Annotated in this window: 14 protein-coding genes; 12 read left to right on the forward strand and 2 right to left on the reverse strand. The window is 72.5% G+C overall.

The genetic code is table 11. The annotated features are described in order from the left end of the window. Positions 1-227 precede the first annotated feature (227 nt). Positions 228-1,817: a phosphoglycerate dehydrogenase gene (gene serA / locus ABZ340_RS08195; protein WP_358780939.1), complete on the forward strand. Its 1,590-nt coding sequence runs from the start codon at positions 228-230 to the stop codon at positions 1,815-1,817. 72 nt (positions 1,818-1,889) lie between these two features. Here serA and ABZ340_RS08200 read toward each other — a convergent pair whose 3' ends face one another. Next, positions 1,890-3,437: an MFS transporter gene (locus ABZ340_RS08200; protein WP_358780940.1), complete on the reverse strand. Its 1,548-nt coding sequence runs from the start codon at positions 3,435-3,437 to the stop codon at positions 1,890-1,892. A gap of 97 nt (positions 3,438-3,534) precedes the next feature. Between ABZ340_RS08200 and ABZ340_RS08205 the strand changes: the two genes are divergently transcribed. After that, positions 3,535-4,131 carry a TetR/AcrR family transcriptional regulator gene (locus ABZ340_RS08205; protein ID WP_358780941.1) on the forward strand — a complete coding sequence of 199 codons (597 nt, stop codon included), beginning with the start codon at positions 3,535-3,537 and terminating at the stop codon, positions 4,129-4,131. On the opposite strand, the gene ABZ340_RS08210 is transcribed toward ABZ340_RS08205, so the two are convergent. Beyond that, positions 4,112-5,410: a helix-turn-helix domain-containing protein gene (locus tag ABZ340_RS08210; RefSeq protein WP_358780942.1), complete on the reverse strand. Its 1,299-nt coding sequence runs from the start codon at positions 5,408-5,410 to the stop codon at positions 4,112-4,114. The two genes, ABZ340_RS08205 and ABZ340_RS08210, sit on opposite strands and share 20 nt — an antisense overlap. A gap of 182 nt (positions 5,411-5,592) precedes the next feature. On the opposite strand from ABZ340_RS08210, the gene ABZ340_RS08215 reads away from it, so the two are divergent. The 10 genes from ABZ340_RS08215 (at position 5,593) to ABZ340_RS08260 (ending at position 17,016) form a co-directional block, all read left to right on the forward strand. Continuing rightward, positions 5,593-6,519, forward strand: coding sequence for a proline dehydrogenase family protein (locus tag ABZ340_RS08215; protein ID WP_358780943.1), 927 nt, complete (start codon positions 5,593-5,595; stop codon positions 6,517-6,519). A 48-nt stretch (positions 6,520-6,567) separates the two neighbouring features. Next, complete coding sequence (gene pruA, locus ABZ340_RS08220; RefSeq protein ID WP_358780944.1) at positions 6,568-8,199, forward strand: L-glutamate gamma-semialdehyde dehydrogenase; 1,632 nt, start codon at positions 6,568-6,570, stop codon at positions 8,197-8,199. A gap of 430 nt (positions 8,200-8,629) precedes the next feature. Continuing rightward, the gene (locus ABZ340_RS08225) at positions 8,630-8,761 is read left to right on the forward strand and encodes a hypothetical protein (protein ID WP_358780945.1); all 132 of its coding nucleotides are present in this window, start codon (positions 8,630-8,632) and stop codon (positions 8,759-8,761) included. A gap of 84 nt (positions 8,762-8,845) precedes the next feature. Continuing rightward, positions 8,846-9,898, forward strand: coding sequence for a 3-isopropylmalate dehydrogenase (locus tag ABZ340_RS08230; protein WP_358780946.1), 1,053 nt, complete (start codon positions 8,846-8,848; stop codon positions 9,896-9,898). A 258-nt stretch (positions 9,899-10,156) separates the two neighbouring features. Further along, entirely contained in the window at positions 10,157-11,245 is a 1,089-nt protein-coding gene (locus ABZ340_RS08235; RefSeq protein ID WP_358780947.1) for a branched-chain amino acid aminotransferase, read from the forward strand. 224 nt (positions 11,246-11,469) lie between these two features. Further along, complete coding sequence (gene ureA / locus ABZ340_RS08240) at positions 11,470-12,174, forward strand: urease subunit gamma (RefSeq protein WP_358780948.1); 705 nt, start codon at positions 11,470-11,472, stop codon at positions 12,172-12,174. Next, on the forward strand, positions 12,171-13,892 hold the full coding sequence (locus ABZ340_RS08245; protein WP_358780949.1) for an urease subunit alpha: 1,722 nt from the start codon (positions 12,171-12,173) through the stop codon (positions 13,890-13,892). The genes ureA and ABZ340_RS08245 overlap by 4 nt, the downstream gene beginning before the upstream one ends. A 36-nt stretch (positions 13,893-13,928) precedes the next feature. After that, positions 13,929-14,966 (forward strand): agmatine deiminase family protein, encoded by a 1,038-nt coding sequence (locus tag ABZ340_RS08250; protein ID WP_358780950.1) that lies wholly within the window; start codon positions 13,929-13,931, stop codon positions 14,964-14,966. A gap of 9 nt (positions 14,967-14,975) precedes the next feature. Beyond that, the gene (locus tag ABZ340_RS08255; protein ID WP_358780951.1) at positions 14,976-15,608 is read left to right on the forward strand and encodes a TetR/AcrR family transcriptional regulator; all 633 of its coding nucleotides are present in this window, start codon (positions 14,976-14,978) and stop codon (positions 15,606-15,608) included. Positions 15,609-15,798: 190 nt separating this feature from the next. Continuing rightward, positions 15,799-17,016 (forward strand): hypothetical protein, encoded by a 1,218-nt coding sequence (locus tag ABZ340_RS08260; RefSeq protein ID WP_358780952.1) that lies wholly within the window; start codon positions 15,799-15,801, stop codon positions 17,014-17,016. Positions 17,017-17,285 lie beyond the last annotated feature (269 nt).

The following is a 17,285-nucleotide window of genomic DNA, read 5'->3' on the forward strand; positions in this document are numbered from 1 at the left end:
CTTCGGCGAACCCGGACGACGCCGGGCACCCGGCGTTGTCCAACCCGTCCAGCCCCGGACGGGTGATCCTTCCGAAGCGGCGTAAGACGATGCCCCCGGCGCCACTACACTGCTGCACAACAAACGCGTCAGGCCCACAGCGTCGTGCGTCTTCCACGCGGCTAGCCAACCTCCACCGCCTGCGGCCGTCGGGACGGCCGTCCGCATTGGACTTGTGAGGACCTCACGTGAGCTCGAAACCCGTCGTACTCATCGCTGAAGAGCTGTCGCCCGCGACTGTGGACGCGCTTGGCCCGGACTTCGAGATCCGCCGCTGCAACGGGGCGGACCGGGCGGAACTGCTCCCCGCCATCGCCGACGTGGACGCGATCCTGATCCGTTCGGCCACCAAGGTCGACGCCGAGGCGATCGCCGCCGCGAACAGGCTGAAGGTCGTCGCGCGCGCCGGCGTCGGCCTGGACAACGTCGACGTCTCCGCCGCCACCAAGGCCGGCGTGATGGTCGTCAACGCCCCCACCTCCAACATCGTGACCGCCGCCGAGCTGGCCTGCGGCCTCCTCCTCGCCACGGCCCGCAACATCCCGCAGGCCAACGCCGCGCTGAAGAACGGCGAGTGGAAGCGCAGCAAGTACACGGGCGTCGAGCTGGCGGAGAAGACCCTCGGTGTCGTGGGTCTGGGCCGGATCGGCGCCCTCGTCGCGCAGCGCATGTCGGCCTTCGGCATGAAGGTCGTCGCCTACGACCCCTACGTGCAGCCCGCGCGGGCCGCGCAGATGGGCGTGAAGGTGCTGTCGCTGGACGAGCTGCTGGAGGTCTCCGACTTCATCACCGTCCACCTGCCCAAGACCCCCGAGACGCTCGGCCTGATCGGCGACGAGGCGCTGCGCAAGGTCAAGCCGACCGTCCGCATCGTCAACGCCGCGCGCGGCGGCATCGTCGACGAGCAGGCGCTGTACGCGGCGCTGAAGGAGGGCCGCGTCGCGGGCGCCGGCCTGGACGTGTACGCCAAGGAGCCGTGCACCGACTCGCCGCTGTTCGAGTTCGACCAGGTGGTGTGCACCCCGCACCTCGGCGCCTCCACCGACGAGGCGCAGGAGAAGGCCGGTATCGCCGTCGCCAAGTCGGTGCGCCTCGCGCTCGCCGGCGAGCTGGTCCCGGACGCGGTGAACGTGCAGGGCGGTGTCATCGCCGAGGACGTCAAGCCGGGTCTGCCGCTCGCCGAGCGCCTCGGCCGGATCTTCACCGCGCTCGCCGGTGAGGTCGCGGTCCGCCTCGACGTCGAGGTGTACGGCGAGATCACCCAGCACGACGTGAAGGTGCTGGAGCTGTCCGCGCTCAAGGGCGTCTTCGAGGACGTCGTCGACGAGACGGTGTCCTACGTCAACGCGCCGCTGTTCGCGCAGGAGCGCGGCGTCGAGGTGCGGCTGACCACCAGCTCGGAGTCGGCCGAGCACCGCAACGTCGTCACCGTGCGCGGCACCCTCGCCGACGGCGAGGAGGTGTCGGTCTCCGGCACGCTGGCCGGTCCCAAGCACGTCCAGAAGATCGTCGCCGTCGGCGACTACGACGTGGACCTCGCGCTCGCCGACCACATGGTGGTGCTGCGCTACGAGGACCGTCCCGGCGTCGTCGGCACCGTCGGCCGCATCCTCGGCGAGGCGGGCATCAACATCGCCGGCATGCAGGTCGCCCGCGCGGCGGCCGGCGGCGAGGCGCTGGCGGTGCTGACCGTCGACGACACGGTGTCCCCCGGGGTGCTGGGCGAGGTCGCCGCGGAGATCGGCGCGACGTCGGCCCGGTCGGTCAACCTGGTCTGAGGCGACCACTCCCGCGGGGTCGCCGTCCCCGGGCCCCCGCTTCGGCCCTGAACGGGCCCCGTCCTCACGCGCTCACACGCCGGACGGGCTGACCACGTCAGCCCGTCCGGCGTTTTCCGTGTCCGCGGCCTCGCGCACCCGGATGCCGCGCAGCGCGCGCGCCGCCGGTACCGCCGCGGCCAGCAGCAGCACCGCCCCCGCGATCGCCGCGCCGCGCATCCCGCTGGTGAACGCCTCCCGCGCCGCCGTCGCCAGCGCCTGGCCCGCGGGCTGAGGCAGTTGCCCGGCGACCGCCAGCGCGCCGCCCAGGGTCTCCCGGGCCGCGTCCGGTGCCGAGGCCGGCATCGCGTGGTGGTAGACGGCCGTGCCGATGGAGCCGAGGACCGCCATGCTCAGGGCGCCGCCGAACTCCGTTCCGGTCTCCATGAGGGAGGAGGCCGTCCCGGCCTTCTCGACCGGGGCGGTGCCGAGGGCCAGGTCGGTCAGCTGGGACATCACGGCGACGATGCCGGCGGCCATGACACCGCACGCGGCCAGCACCAGCCACAGGGAGCCGGTGTCCGCCAGGGCCAGCAGCGCGTAGCCGCACGCCGCGACGACGAAGCCGCCCGCGACGACGTACGCCCGCTCCACGCCCCGCTGGACCAGCCGCATGGCGAGCGGTGCCGCGAAGCCGATGGGCACCGAGGGCAGCAGGGCCCACAGCGCCGCCTCCAGCGCGCTCTTGTCCAGGACGGACTGGATGTACTGGGTGGTGAAGTACGAGGAGCCCATCATCCCGAAGGCCGACACCAGGTTGAGGACGACCGCCGGGGTGAAGCCGTGGCCGCGGAACAGCACCGGTGAGATCAGCGGGGACGCCGTGGTGCGCTGACGGTGCACGAACAGGGCGCCGAACAGCAGGCCGACCGTCACCGACATGACGTAGCGCACGTGCCAGCCCTCGGACGGGATCTCCTTCAGGCCGTAGACCAGGGGCAGGACGGCGGCCATCGACAGCGGCACGCTCGGCAGGTCGAAGCGGCCGGGGTGCGGGCTCTTCGACTCCGGCAGCAGGACCGGGCCGAGGACCAGCAGCAGGGCCATCGCGGGCAGGTTGACCAGGAAGACCGAGCCCCACCAGAAGTACTCGACCAGGACACCGCTCATCACCGAGCCCAGCGCGATGCCCGCGGTCATCACGCCGGACCACAGCCCGATGGCCTTCGCGCGCTGTCCGGGGTCCGTGAACATCGTGCGGACCAGGGCCATCGTCGAGGGCATCAGGGTCGCGCCGCCGATGCCGAGCACCGCGCGGGCGGCGATCAGCGTCTCGGCGCTGTTCGCGTACGCCGCCACCAGCGAGGCGGCGCCGAAGGCCGCCGCGCCGATCAGCAGGAGCCTGCGGCGGCCGATGCGGTCGCCCAGCGAGCCCATCGTCATCAGCAGACCGGCCAGCACGAACGCGTAGATGTCGAAGATCCACAGCTGTTGGGTGCCGGTGGGTTCGAGGTCGGCGCTGATGGCCGGGATCGCGAAGTAGAGGACGGAGACGTCCATCGAGACCAGCAGCAGCGGAAGCATCAGCACGGCGAGGGCGGTCCATTCGCGGCGCCCGGCGCGGGGTGGGTTCGTCGTCATGCCCGGGACTGTACGCACGTCTTATACGCCTGTCTAGTACGGCCGTATAAGACGTGCGTGTGGGACGGGTGTATGGACCGAGGGGTAGGGTGACTCCATGGGACACCGTGAGGATCTGCTCGACGGCGCCAAGCGCTGCCTGCTGCGGAAGGGGTTCGCGCGGACGACCGCGCGGGACATCGTCAAGGAGTCGGGGACCAACCTCGCGTCGATCGGTTACCACTACGGCTCCAAGGACGCGCTCCTCGCGCAGGCGTACGTGTCGCTGGTCGAAGGGCTGGGTGACGCCTTCGAGGGTGACCGGTCCGTGCTGGACGACACCGAACCCGGCTCGGTCGAGCGCTTCCAGCGGGTCTGGTCGAACATCATCGACACGATGCGGGAACCCGGCAGCGTGTGGCGGCTCAGCGTGGAGATCCTGGCCATGGGCGACCGGATGCCGGAGGTGCGCGACCATCTCGCGCGGGCCCAGCGGGAGGCCGGGCGGGGGATCGTCCCGCTGCTCATGGGCGGGCGCGAGGAGGACGTCTCGGACGAGACGACGGACACCCTCGGGGCGTTCTACCTGACGCTGATGACGGGTCTCATCGCGCAGTGGACCTTCGACCCGAAGTCCGCGCCCGAGGCCGGGCAGCTCACCGAAGGGCTGCGCCGGGTGATCGAGGCCGCCGGTGCTACAGGCGGTGCGCCTTGAGGGCCATGTGCAGCAGCAGCCGGTCCTCGCCGTCGTCCAGGTCCAGGCCCGTGAGCCGCTCGACGCGGGAGAGGCGGTAGTACAGGGTCTGGCGGTGGATGCCCAGCTCGGCGGCGGTGCGGCCGGCCTGCCCGGCGCGGTCGAGGTAGACCTCGGCGGTGCGGGCCAGTTCGCGGTGGGCGGGGGAGAGCAGGGCCCGTACGGCGGGGTCGTGGGCGGCCGTCGGGGGCAGGGCGGTCAGCAGGCGGAACGGGCCGATCGACGCCCACTCGGCGATGGGCCCGAGCCGCGGCTCGGCCAGCGCCGCGCGCGCCGCCGACGACGCCTCCCGCCAGGCCGCCCCCAGCTCCGCGAGCCCGGTGCGCGCGGCGGCGATCCCGGCGGCGGGGCCGCCCGCACCGGCCGGTCCGCCCGCACCGGCCGGTCCGCCCGCACCGGCCGGTCCACCTGCACCGGTCGATCCGCCCGCACCGGCCGGACCACCCCCGCCGCGCGCCCGCTCCAGCAGCCGCCCCGCCGCCGACACCGCCGGGGCCGGCACGTCCGCCGAGCGGAGCCGGACCAGCAGCGCCAGGGCCGCGCCGGTCCGCCCCGCCGCCCCGGAGGCGTGGGAGGCACCCCCGTCCCACGGCACCGTGCACAGCGCCGTCGCCCCCGGCACCGTACGCACCGACGGGGCGTCGTCCGGGCCCGCCGACGGCCAGGGCGCCACGCACACCACCGTGTGCGGGCCCTCGGCGCGGGCCCCGAGGGCGGTGCGCAGCTCGGCGACGGCCATGTCCCGCTGCCAGCCGCGCTCGGCGGTGAGCACCGCCCGCAGCTCCCGGCTCAGGTCGGCGCCGCGGGTGGCCTCGTCCGCCAGCAGGGCGCCGATCCGGCCGGTCACCTCCATCGCCGCCGCCAGCTGCGGCGCGGTCGGGCCGGGGTCGGTGTCCAGCAGCCAGACGTAGCCGAGGACGACGCCCCGATGACGTACGGGCAGGCAGACGCGGCCCCGCAGGACCCCGGCCTCCGGTGTCGGCGGGATGCGGACCGGGCCCGTCGCGCGGGTGATGCCGAACCCCTCGAACCAGGCCCGCACGGCCGCCGTGGAGCGCCGGGTGAGGATCGAGCGGGCGCGCACCGGGTCCAGCGCCGACGGATCGAGGTCGCCCTCGCTGTCGTAGGCGCCGAAGGCGATCAGTTCGAAGTCGCGGTTCTCCAGGGTCGCGGGGGCGCCCAGCAGCTCCGAGATCTCGTCGACCAGCTCCTGGTACTCACCCCTGAAATCCGACGTCATCCGGGCATTCTGCCGCATGGGAGCAGGGCCTTCATACATCTGTCCGAGAACCGCGGCACGGATGCGTGACAGCTGTAGATGGCCCACGATCGGAGACATCCTTAGGTTTCACGGTGGTTCTCCGTGCCGTCCCCGAAACGTCGGGTGACGGCCCTTGGCGCATGTGTAAGTGGAGGTGCCCCGTGCTGGGTCCCGTGATTCTCGCCGCGTCGCGCAGCGACCGGATGCGACGTCTGGTCTCGGCGGCCCCGGTGACCAAGCCGGTCGTCGACCGCTTCATCCCCGGCGAGACGGTCGACGAGATCCTGCCGATCGTCCAGGAGCTCACCGGCAAGGGCCTGGAGCTGACCATGGACGTCGTCGGCGAGGACATCACCACCCCCGAGCAGGCGGAGGCCGCCCGGGACGCCTACCTGGAGCTGATCGACCGCCTCAAGCCGCTGGAGCTCGGCACCCGCGCCGAGATGTCGGTGAAGCTGTCCATGTTCGGCCAGGCGCTGGACGGCGGCCACGAGCTGGCCCTGAAGAACGTCCGTCCGGTGGTCGAGGCCGCCGCCGGGATCGGCACCACGGTCACCCTCGACGCCGAGGACCACACGACCCTCGACTCGATGTTCGCCATCCACGACGAGCTGCGGAAGGACTTCCCGCAGACCGGCTGCGTCATCCAGTCCTACCTCTTCCGCACCGAGGCCGACGCGCGCCGCCTCGCCGCCAACGGCTCTCGCGTACGGTTGGTGAAGGGCGCCTACAAGGAGCCCGCCGAGGTCGCGTACCAGCACAAGCACGAGATCGACAAGGCGTACGTGCGCATCCTGCGGACGCTGATGGAGGGCGACGGCTACCCGATGATCGGGTCCCACGACCCGCGTCTGATCGCCATCGGCCAGGAGCTCGCCCACCGCGCCGGGCGCAAGCTCGACGAGTACGAGTTCCAGATGCTGTACGGCATCCGCAGCGAGGAGCACCTGCGGCTGGCCGCCGAGGGTCACCGCATGCGCGTCTACACCGCGTACGGCACCGACTGGTACGGCTACTTCATGCGCCGTCTGGCGGAGAAGCCGGCGAACCTGCGCTTCTTCGCCCGCTCGATGGTCACCAAGGGCTGAGCCCGCCACCGCCCGCAACACCGCTCAAGATCAAGGAGTTCGGTACCCATGGACGCTGTGACCCAGGTCCCCACCCCCGTCAACGAGCCGGTGCACGGCTACGCCCCCGGCTCGCCCGAGCGCGCCCGCCTGGAGGCCAAGCTCAAGGAGCTGGCCGACAACCCGATCGAGCTGCCCTGCACCATCGGCGGCGAGCGGCGCATGGGCGGCGGCGAGGAGTTCCAGGTCGTCCAGCCGCACAACCACAAGGCCGTCCTCGGCACCTACCGCAACGCCACCCAGCAGGACGCCCAGGACGCCATCGACGCCGCCCTGGCCGCCGCCCCGGCCTGGCGCGCGATGTCCTTCGACGACCGCGCGGCGATCATCCTGCGCGCCGCCGAGCTGCTGACCGGCCCGTGGCGCGAGACCCTGGCCGCCTCCACCATGCTCGGCCAGTCCAAGACCGCCCAGCAGGCCGAGATCGACACCCCCTGCGAGCTGGCCGACTTCTGGCGCTTCAACGTCCACTACGCCCGCCAGATCCTGGCCGAGCAGCCCCCGGCCAACTCCCCGGGCGTGTGGAACCGCCTCGACCACCGCCCGCTGGAGGGCTTCGTCTACGCGATCACGCCGTTCAACTTCACGGCGATCGCCGCCAACCTGCCCACCGCGCCCGCCCTCATGGGCAACGTGGTGGTCTGGAAGCCGTCCCCGACGCAGACCCACGCCGCCGTGCTGACCATGCGGCTGCTGGAGGAGGCCGGTCTGCCCAAGGGCGTCATCAACCTCGTCACCGGCGACGGCCTGGAGGTCTCCGAGGTCGCCCTGAACCACCGCGACCTCGCCGGCATCCACTTCACCGGCTCGACCAAGACCTTCCAGTACCTGTGGAAGACGGTCGGCAACAACATCGAGAAGTACCGCGCCTACCCGCGCCTGGTCGGCGAGACCGGCGGCAAGGACTTCGTCGTCGCCCACCCGAGCGCCGACCGCGCCGTCCTCAAGACCGCCCTGACCCGCGGTGCCTTCGAGTACCAGGGCCAGAAGTGCTCCGCCACCTCCCGCGCCTACATCCCGGCCTCCCTCTGGAACGACGGCTTCAAGGAGGAGTTCGCGGCCGAGGTCGACGGCATCGCCATGGGCGACGTCACCGACCTGTCGAACTTCATCGGCGCCGTCATCGACGAGCGGTCCTTCGCCAAGAACAAGGCCGCCATCGACCGCGCCCAGGCCGACCCCGCCTGCACCATCGTCGCCGGCGGCAGCTACGACGACTCGGTGGGCTGGTTCGTCCGCCCGACCGTCATCGAGTGCACCGACCCGGAGAACGAGGTCTTCCGCACCGAGTACTTCGGCCCGATCCTCGCCGTGTACGTCTACGAGGACGAGAAGTACGACGAGATGCTGACCCAGATGGAGTCGGTCTCCGACTACGCCCTGACCGGCTCGGTCATCGCCAACGACCGCGCGGCGGCGGCGTACACGATGGAGAAGCTGCGCTACGCGGCCGGCAACTTCTACATCAACGACAAGTCGACCGGCGCCGTCGTCGGCCAGCAGCCCTTCGGCGGCGGCCGTGCCTCCGGCACCAACGACAAGGCCGGCGCCCCGCAGAACCTGATGCGCTGGACCCTGACCCGCGCCATCAAGGAGACGCTGGTCCCGCCGACCGACTACACCTACCCGCACATGGGCTGACGCCCACCGGGCGGTGACGGGCCGGGTCCCTCCTCGGGGCCCGGCCCGTTCGCGTGCCCGGCCGGGGGCGGACCGGCGGCCACGGCGCGGGCACCCGCCAGGCCCCCGGCGACCGGGGCGGGCCGGACTCCGGCCGACGCGACGGCGATGTCCCCCGACTTCTGCCCGTACGGAGAAATCGCAGGTCAGCGTGGTGTGACGCACTCCACCGTCTCAGATAGTAGGAAGTCCGAGTAATTGTGGAGACAGACGCTCCGCACTCCCTTAGTTTTGTAAGAGCCGAACGTCTCGCTCGACCCAGCGAATGGCGGTCGTGAGCCGGGCCCCACGCAGGCGACACCTGCGGGCCCACCGCTCCCCGCCCCTTCCGGCGTCTCGAATCGAAACCCGTCTTCCGTGTCACCCCGTGTGCCGAAGGAGTCGATCACCCATGCCCGAGACGACCGTCCGCCGCCGAGTCCGCCACGCCTCCCGCACGAGCGAGTCCGACCGCAAGAACGCCGCCGCCGCCCTCCAGCGCGCCCTCGACCGCCGGGACAACGGCGGAGAGACCGGTCACTGAGCCGCCCCGTCGCCACCGACGCGCCGGTGTCCGCATGGCGGACACCGCGTGTCAGCCTCTGGGACGAGGAGTAGGGTGCTGCGCATGTCGGCAAGCTCTCGCATCCTCAATCTCGCAGTGATCCCCGGTGACGGCATCGGCCAGGAGGTCGTGGCCGAAGGCCTGAAGGTCCTCTCCGCCGTCCTCCCGCAGGATGTGAAGCTGGAGACCAAGGAGTACGACTTCGGCGCCAAGCGCTACCACGCCACCGGTGAGACCCTCACCGACGCCGACCTCGACGCCCTCAAGCGGCACGACGCCATCCTGCTCGGCGCCATCGGCGACCCGTCGGTGCCCTCCGGCGTCCTGGAGCGCGGCTTCCTGCTCAAGCTCCGCTTCGCCTTCGACCACCACGTCAACCTGCGCCCGAGCAAGCTCCTGCCCGGCGTGGCCACCCCGCTCGCCGGCCAGCCGGAGATCGACTTCGTCGTCGTCCGCGAGGGCACCGAGGGCCCGTACACCGGCAACGGCGGCACCATCCGCAAGGGCACGCCCCACGAGGTCGCCACCGAGGTGTCCGTCAACACGGCCTACGGCGTCGAGCGCGTCGTCCGCGACGCCTTCGCCCGCGCCCAGGCCCGCCCCCGCAAGAAGCTCACGCTGGTCCACAAGAACAACGTGCTGACCTTCGCGGGCCACCTGTGGACGAACATCTTCGACAAGGTGGCCGAGGAGTACCCCGAGGTCACCACCGAGTACATCCACGTCGACGCGGCGACGATCTTCCTCGTCACCCAGCCCGAGCGCTTCGACGTCATCGTCACCGACAACCTCTTCGGCGACATCATCACCGACCTCGCCGCGGCCGTCTCCGGCGGCATCGGCGTCGCCGCGAGCGGGAACATCAACCCCTCCGGCGAGTTCCCGTCCATGTTCGAGCCGGTCCACGGCTCCGCCCCGGACATCGCCGGCCAGGGCAAGGCCGACCCCACCGCCACGGTCCTGTCCGTCGCCCTGCTGCTGCGCCACCTCGGCTACGAGGCCGAGGCGGCCCGCATCGAGGACGCCGTCGCCGCCGACCTCGGCGAGCGCGCCGGGCTCCCCGCCCGCAGCACCTCCCAGATCGGCGACGCGCTCGCCGTACGAGTAGCCGGCTGACCCGACTGCTCGAACTCACCCTCTCGAAGCCGCCGGGTCCCTCGCACAGAAGGCACCCGGCGGCTTCCCCCTGTCCCCGCCGGGTGCGACCATCGACCCCTGGGCCGCCCTCACCCCGTTTCATCCGCGGACGAGCCGCGCGCGATAATCGAACGCGGAGCCGCGACATGAGGGAATGCTCGGACGTCCTACCACTGGCCACCGGCCGTACGGGCGTGAGCGCGGCCCGTCACGACAACCGGTGAAGGACATCCATCCATGACGACGCCCACGATCGAGCTCAAGCCCTCCGCCCACCCGCTCCCCGCCGCGGAGCGCGAGGCGATCCTCGCCAGCCCCGGGTTCGGCCGCCACTTCACCGACCACATGGTGACGATCAAGTGGTCCGAGGGCCGCGGCTGGCACGACGCGCAGCTCGTTCCGTACGGGCCGATCTCCCTCGACCCCTCCTCCCACGTCCTGCACTACGGGCAGGAGATCTTCGAGGGGCTGAAGGCCTACCGCCAGCCCGACGGCTCGGTCGCGCTCTTCCGCCCGGAGGCCAACGCCCGCCGCTTCCGCAGCTCCGCCCGCCGCATGGCCATGGCCGAGCTGCCCGAGGAGCTCTTCATCGCGGCCCTGGACGCGCTGCTGACCCAGGACGCCGACTGGGTCCCGCCGCACGGCGGCGAGGAGTCCCTCTACCTGCGCCCGTTCATGTTCGCCTCGGAGACCGGGCTCGGCGTGCACCCGGCCACCGAGTACCTGTTCCTGCTGATCGCCTCGCCCTCCGGCGCCTACTTCGCCGGCGGCATCAAGCCGGTCACCATCTGGGTCTCCGAGGACCACGTCCGCGCCGTGCCCGGCGGCACCGGCGACGCCAAGACCGGCGGCAACTACGCGGCCTCCCTGCTGCCCCAGGCCGAGGCCGCGGCGCACGGCTGCGACCAGGTCGTCTACCTCGACGCGGTCACCCGCACCAAGGTCGAGGAGAGCGGCAGCATGAACATCGCCTTCGTCTACGGCGACCGGATCGTCACCCCCGAGCTGACCGGCTCCATCCTGGAGGGCATCACCCGCGACTCCCTCCTCCAGGTCGCCCGCGACCTCGGCTACACCGCCGAGGAGGGCGTCGTCACCCTTCAGCAGTGGCGCGAGGACGCCGCCTCCGGCGCCCTGACCGAGGTCTTCGCCTGCGGCACCGCCGCCGTGGTCACCCCCATCGGCCACGTCAAGACCAAGAGCGACGCCTGGACCCACGGCGACGGCACGCCCGGCCCGGTCACGATGCGCCTGCGCGAGGCGCTGCTGGGCATCCAGCGCGGCATCGCCGAGGACAAGCACGGCTGGATGCACAAGCTGGGCTGACCCTCACCGGTCCTGACCGACGGGGCCGCCGCGGACACGACGTCCGCGGCGGCCCCGTCGCGTTCTTCGCGGGCGGGCCGGCCTTCCGCTTCCAGCGTGCCGCCCAGCTTTTAGAGCGTTGCTCAATGTGATGTGTGACGGCTTACCTGCGATGCTCTTGGCATGAGGGTCCCTAGGGTTAGAGTGTTGCTCTAACGTGTGGGAGGCAAGGAGGTGCCCGCGTCATGAGACTGACCCCCACGGAACGCGACCGGCTGCTGCTGTTCGGTGCCGCCGAACTGGCCCGCGCCCGCCGGGCCCGCGGCCTGAGGCTGAACGTGCCGGAGGCGACGGCGCTCATCGCGGACACCGTCTGCGAGGCCGCCCGCGACGGGAAGCGGCTCGCCGAGGCCGTCGAGGCGGCGCGGTCCGTGCTCGGACCGGACGACGTGCTGCCCGGCGTCGCGGACGTGGTGACCGAGGTGCACGTCGAGGCCGTCTTCGACGACGGCTCCCGGCTCGCGGTCGTCTCCGACCCCCTCGGGGGCGGGCTGGGCCACGAGGCTCCCGGCGCGCTGCTGCCGGGACCCGAGCACACCGACCCCGAGCCCGTGGTGCGGCTGACCGTCACCAACACCGCGCGCGTGCCCGTCTCGGTCACCTCGCACTTCCACTTCTTCGAGGCCAACCCGCGGCTCGACTTCGACCGTGAGCGGGCCTACGGCATGCGCCTCGCCGTCCCCGCCGGATCGTCCGTGCGCTTCGGGCCGGGCGAGAGCCAGGAGGTCGGCCTCGTGCCGATCGGCGGCGCCCGCATCGCGATCGGCTTCGCCGGTCTCGTCGACGGCCCGCTGGACGCGCCGGGAGCCAGGGAGGAGGCCCTGCGGCGGGCCGCCGCCTGCGGTTACCTCGGCGTACCGGACACCACTGACCAGGAGGCCGCACGATGAGCCGCCCCGGAGGCCACCCCGCCGAAGCCCGCCGCCTCACCCCGTACGAGTACGCGGCCACCCACGGGCCCCGCGCCGGCGACCGCGTCCGGCTGGGCGACTCGGGCCTGACCATCAGGATCGAGTCCGACTCCCAGCGCTACGGCGACGAGTTCCTCGCCGGTTTCGGCAAGACGGCCCGCGACGGACTGCACCTGAAGGCCGCCGCCGTCCGCGAGACCTGCGACGTCGTCATCAGCAACGTCGTCGTGATCGACGCCGTGCAGGGCATCCGCAAGGTGTCCATCGGCATCCGCGAGGGCCGGATCTGCGGCATCGGCCGGGCCGGCAACCCCGACACCCTCGACGGCGTCGACGTCGTCGTCGGCACGGGCACCTCCATCGTGTCCGGCGAGGGCCTGATCGCCACCGCCGGGGCCGTCGACACCCACGTCCACCTGCTGTCGCCGCGCATCATGGAGGCCTCGCTCGCCTCCGGCGTGACCACCGTCATCGGCCAGGAGTTCGGGCCGGTGTGGGGCGTCGGCGTCAACTCGCCGTGGGCGCTGAAGCACGCGTTCAACGCGTTCGACGCCTGGCCCGTCAACATCGGCTTCCTCGGCCGGGGCTCCTCCTCCGACCCGGCGCCGCTGATCGAGGCCCTCGCCGAGGGCGGGGCGAGCGGCTTCAAGGTGCACGAGGACATGGGCGCCCACACCCGCGCCCTGGACACCGCGCTGCGCGTCGCCGAGGAGCACGACGTCCAGGTCGCCCTGCACAGCGACGGCCTCAACGAGTGCCTCTCCGTGGAGGACACCCTGCGCGTCCTGGAGGGCCGCACCATCCACGCCTTCCACATCGAGGGCTGCGGCGGCGGGCACGTCCCCAACGTGCTGAAGATGGCGGGCGTCCCCAACGTCATCGGCTCCTCCACCAACCCCACCCTGCCCTTCGGCCGGGACGCGGTCGCCGAGCACTACGGCATGATCGTCTCCGTCCACGACCTGAAGACCGACCTGCCGGGCGACGCCGCCATGGCCCGTGACCGCATCCGCGCCGGGACGATGGGCGCCGAGGACGTGCTGCACGACCTGGGGGCCATCGGCATCACCTCCTCCGACGCGCAGGGCATGGGCCGCGCCGGCGAGACCGTCCGCCGCACCTTCGCCATGGCCGGGAAGATGAAGGCCGAGCTGGGCCCGATGGAGGGCGACGGCGAGGGCGACGACAACGCCCGCGTCCTGCGCTACATCGCCAAGCTGACCATCAACCCCGCCATCGCCCACGGCCTGTCCCACGAGGTCGGCTCGATCGAGACCGGCAAGCTCGCCGACATCGTGCTGTGGCGCCCGGAGTACTTCGGCGCCAAGCCGCAGCTCGTCCTCAAGGCCGGCTTCCCGGCGTACGGCGTGACCGGCGACCCCAACGCGGCCACCGACACCTGCGAACCCCTCGTGCTCGGCCCGCAGTTCGGCGCGCACGGCGCGACCCCCGCCGACATATCCGTCGCCTTCGTCGCGCAGGCCGCCCTCGACCAGGGCGGCGACCGGATGCCGACCCGCCGCCGCCGGGTCGCCGTCCGCGGCACCCGCGGCATCGGCCCGGCCGACCTGCGCCTGAACTCCCGTACCGGATCGGTCGAGGTCGACCAGCGCACCGGTCTGGTCACCCTCGACGGCGACCCGGTCCGCTCCGAACCGGCCGACTCGGTCTCCCTCAACCGCCTGTACTTCCTCTGAGCGCACGGTTTTTTCCGTCTTCTCCCAAGGACTCTCATGACCACCCCCGCCGCCGACGGCTTCCGCATGCCCCCCGAGTGGGCCCCGCACGAGCGCACCTGGATGGCCTGGCCCGGCCCCAACCCCACCTTCGACGACCCCGAGGACCTCGCCGCCTCCCGCGCCGCCTGGGCGTCGGTCGCCCGCGCGATCCGCCGCTTCGAGCCGGTCACCGTGGTCTGCGGACCCGGCCAGTCCGCCGAGGCGCGGGAACTGCTCGGCCCGGACGTCGACACCGTCGAACGGGACCTCGACGACGCCTGGATGCGCGACATCGGCCCCACGTTCGTCACCGACGGGCGGGAGCTGGCCGCCGTGGACTGGACGTTCAACGGCTGGGGCGCCCAGGAGTGGGCCCGCTGGGACCACGACTCCAAGATCGGCGCGTACGTCGCCGGCCTCGCGGGCGCCCGCACCTACGCCTCGAAGCTGGTCAACGAGGGCGGCGGCATCCACGTCGACGGCGAGGGCACCGTCCTGCTCACCGAGACCGTCCAGCTCGGCCCCGAGCGCAACCCCGGCTGGACCAGGGAGCAGGTCGAGGCGGAGATCCACGCCCACCTCGGCACCAGCAAGGCGATCTGGCTGCCGCGCGGCCTCACCGCCGACTACCCGCCCCACGGCTACGGCACCCTCGGCCACGTCGACATCGTCGCCGCCTTCGCCGGCCCCGGCGTCGTCGTCGCCCACCACCAGCCGGACCCGGCCCACCCCGACCACGAGGTGACGAAGGAGGCCATCGGCATCCTGAGGTCCGCCACCGACGCCCGCGGGCGCCGCCTGGAGGTCGTCGAGGTCGCGGCGCCGACCGTGCTGGAGGCCGACGGCCACTGGGCCGACTACTCCTACATCAACCACTACGTCTGCAACGGCGGCGTCGTGCTGTGCGCCTTCGACGACCCGCGCGACGAACTCGCGGCCGGCATCTTCCGCCGCCTCTACCCCGGGCGGACGGTCACCCTGGTCGACGCGCGTACGATCTTCGCCGGCGGTGGAGGCATCCACTGTGTCACCCAGCAGCAGCCGAAGGTCTAGGAGCCGCAGATGGCCGGTGCGGCACGGCCGCGCAGGAACGCGCCACCGCGCGAGCAGGTCCTGGCCGCCGCCATGGAGATGATCGCCGAACGCGGTCTGGAGAAGCTCACCATGGCGGCGCTCGGCCGCGAGGTCGGCATGAGCAGCGGCCACCTGCTCTACTACTTCGGCTCCAAGGACGAGCTGCTGCTGCGGACCCTGGAGTGGAGCGAGGGCCGCCTCGGCGCCGAGCGCGGCCGGCTGCTCACCCGCGGCGGACCCGCCCGGGAGCGCCTGGACGCCTACGTCGACCTGTACGTCCCCGACGGCCACCGCGACCCGCACTGGACGCTGTGGCTGGAGGTCTGGAACCGCTCGCAGAGCGCTGCCGTCGAATCCGGCGCCCGCGACCGGCAGGCCGCCATCGAGGGCGCCTGGCACCGCGACCTGGTCGCCCTGCTCGCCGAGGGTGTCTCCCGCGGCGAGTTCCGCCCCGTCGATCCCGACCGCTTCGCGACCCGCCTGCGGGCCCTCCTGGACGGCTTCGCCATCCACGTCGCGATCGGACTGCGGGGCACGGACCGGGCGCACGTCCTCGGCCACGTACGGGAGTTCCTGGACGAGTCCCTGCACCCGGACCGCACGGACCGCACGGACACCTGAACACCGGTCCGGGTTGTACGCACATCGGCGGATTGCCCCGGTAGGGGGCGGTGCGGTTGCCTACAGGGAGACCTCGGCGCGGGGCCGGGGGAGAAGCGGCCACGGGGATCAACAGGGATCACGGGGATCAACAGGGATCACAGGGATCACGGGGCCCAGGGGGACAGCAGGGGGAACCATGTTCAGAGCCATGCGTGCGGTGCCGGTCGCGGTGGTCGCGGGGGTGACGATCGCCCTCGCGGCGCCGCCCACCGCCTCGGCCGCACCGGCGCCCGCGCCGTACACGCCGTACACCGTGCCCCTGAGCGTCACGCCGGAGGGCCGGGCGGGGGACGGCGCGTCGCGCGAGGCGGTGATCAGTCGCGACGGCCGGTACGCCGCCTTCGACTCCACGGCCGCCGACCTGCTGCCCGGGGGCGGGGCCGGCGTGTTCGTGCGCGACCTGCGCACGGGACGGCTGGAGCGGCTCGGCGCCGGCCACGGCCCGTCGATCAGCGCCGACGGCCGGTACGTCGCCTACACCACCGACGCCCGGGAGATCGTCCTGCACGACCGGCGCACCGGACGGACGGAGCGGCTCGACGCCGGCGTGCCGGCCACGTCCGGCACCGGGCGCGGCGACGTCTCGCTCAGCGGGAACGCCCGCTACGCGGTCTTCACCTCCGGCGGCCCGTACGACGGGGAGGAGGGCGGCTCCGTCGTCTACCTGCGCGACCGCGTCGCGGGCACCACCGAGCGGATCAGCCACCCGCGCCCCACGTGGGAGCCGCGCAACGCCGACAGCCCGACGGTGAGCGACGACGGCCGCCGGGTCGTCTACGGCCACCGCTACGCCAACGGCCCGCGCGGCGACGACTGGGGCGACGTCTGGATGCTCGACCGCGCCACGGGGGAGCGCACGCAGATCGACCGCTCCCACGACGGCGCGCCGACCGAGCGGGAGTCCCTGGAGCCGTCCCTCAGCGCCGACGGGCGGACGGTCGTCTTCGAGTCGGCCGACCCCCACCTGGTGCCGGACGACACCGACCAGAGCTGGAACGTGTTCGTGCACACCATCGCCACCGGCACCAACCAGCGCCTCCACGGCCCCCAGGGCGGACCCGACGCCGTCCACACCCGCTCCCCGGCCGTGAGCGCCGACGGCCGCCACGTCACCTTCACCTCCAGGCTGGCCGAGCCGGGCAGCACCTGGGGCACGGAGCAGCCCGTCTACGTACGGGACCTGGAGAAGGGCACCACCACCCTGGTCACCCCCGACACCACCGGCGGCACGGCCACGGCCTCGGTCGCCCCGGGCGGGATCGCGGACGGCGCGCGCCGGATCGCCTTCACCTCCTGGGACGCGAGCCTGGTCCCGGGCGGCGACACCAACGACGACTCGGACGCGTTCGTCCGTCACCTGCGGTGACGCACACCTCACCCACGGGTGTGCTCGCATCCTGAGACGGTGCGTGAGCGCGGGGGCCGCCTGTGCCAGACTGCCCCCGTGCTCTCGTTCGCCATGATTATTGGCAGCAGGCGCGCCGGTCCGCAGTGACCGCCACGTACGACCAGGTACGGGCGGACACCGTCGTCCTCGACCCGCGCGCAGACCTCTCGCACCCGCGAGAGGTTTTTCGTTTTCCCGGCCCACCCCAAGCCGGGAAGGGAGCGCGAGGGATCATAGGGGGACGGTGG

Source organism: Streptomyces sp. NPDC006134 (genome assembly GCF_040628835.1).
Lineage (GTDB): Bacteria > Actinomycetota > Actinomycetes > Streptomycetales > Streptomycetaceae > Streptomyces.

Excerpts from the sequence above, each read along its gene's own strand:
- ABZ340_RS08200 (WP_358780940.1), bottom strand. The coding sequence starts at position 3,437 with ATGACGACGAACCCACCCCGCGCCGGGCGCCGCGAATGGACCGCCCTC.
- ABZ340_RS08205 (WP_358780941.1), top strand. The coding sequence starts at position 3,535 with ATGGGACACCGTGAGGATCTGCTCGACGGCGCCAAGCGCTGCCTGCTG.
- ABZ340_RS08210 (WP_358780942.1), bottom strand. The coding sequence starts at position 5,410 with ATGACGTCGGATTTCAGGGGTGAGTACCAGGAGCTGGTCGACGAGATC.
- pruA (WP_358780944.1), top strand. The coding sequence starts at position 6,568 with ATGGACGCTGTGACCCAGGTCCCCACCCCCGTCAACGAGCCGGTGCAC.
- ABZ340_RS08225 (WP_358780945.1), top strand. The coding sequence starts at position 8,630 with ATGCCCGAGACGACCGTCCGCCGCCGAGTCCGCCACGCCTCCCGCACG.
- ABZ340_RS08230 (WP_358780946.1), top strand. The coding sequence starts at position 8,846 with ATGTCGGCAAGCTCTCGCATCCTCAATCTCGCAGTGATCCCCGGTGAC.
- ABZ340_RS08235 (WP_358780947.1), top strand. The coding sequence starts at position 10,157 with ATGACGACGCCCACGATCGAGCTCAAGCCCTCCGCCCACCCGCTCCCC.
- ureA (WP_358780948.1), top strand. The coding sequence starts at position 11,470 with ATGAGACTGACCCCCACGGAACGCGACCGGCTGCTGCTGTTCGGTGCC.
- ABZ340_RS08245 (WP_358780949.1), top strand. The coding sequence starts at position 12,171 with ATGAGCCGCCCCGGAGGCCACCCCGCCGAAGCCCGCCGCCTCACCCCG.
- ABZ340_RS08250 (WP_358780950.1), top strand. The coding sequence starts at position 13,929 with ATGACCACCCCCGCCGCCGACGGCTTCCGCATGCCCCCCGAGTGGGCC.
- ABZ340_RS08255 (WP_358780951.1), top strand. The coding sequence starts at position 14,976 with ATGGCCGGTGCGGCACGGCCGCGCAGGAACGCGCCACCGCGCGAGCAG.
- ABZ340_RS08260 (WP_358780952.1), top strand. The coding sequence starts at position 15,799 with ATGCGTGCGGTGCCGGTCGCGGTGGTCGCGGGGGTGACGATCGCCCTC.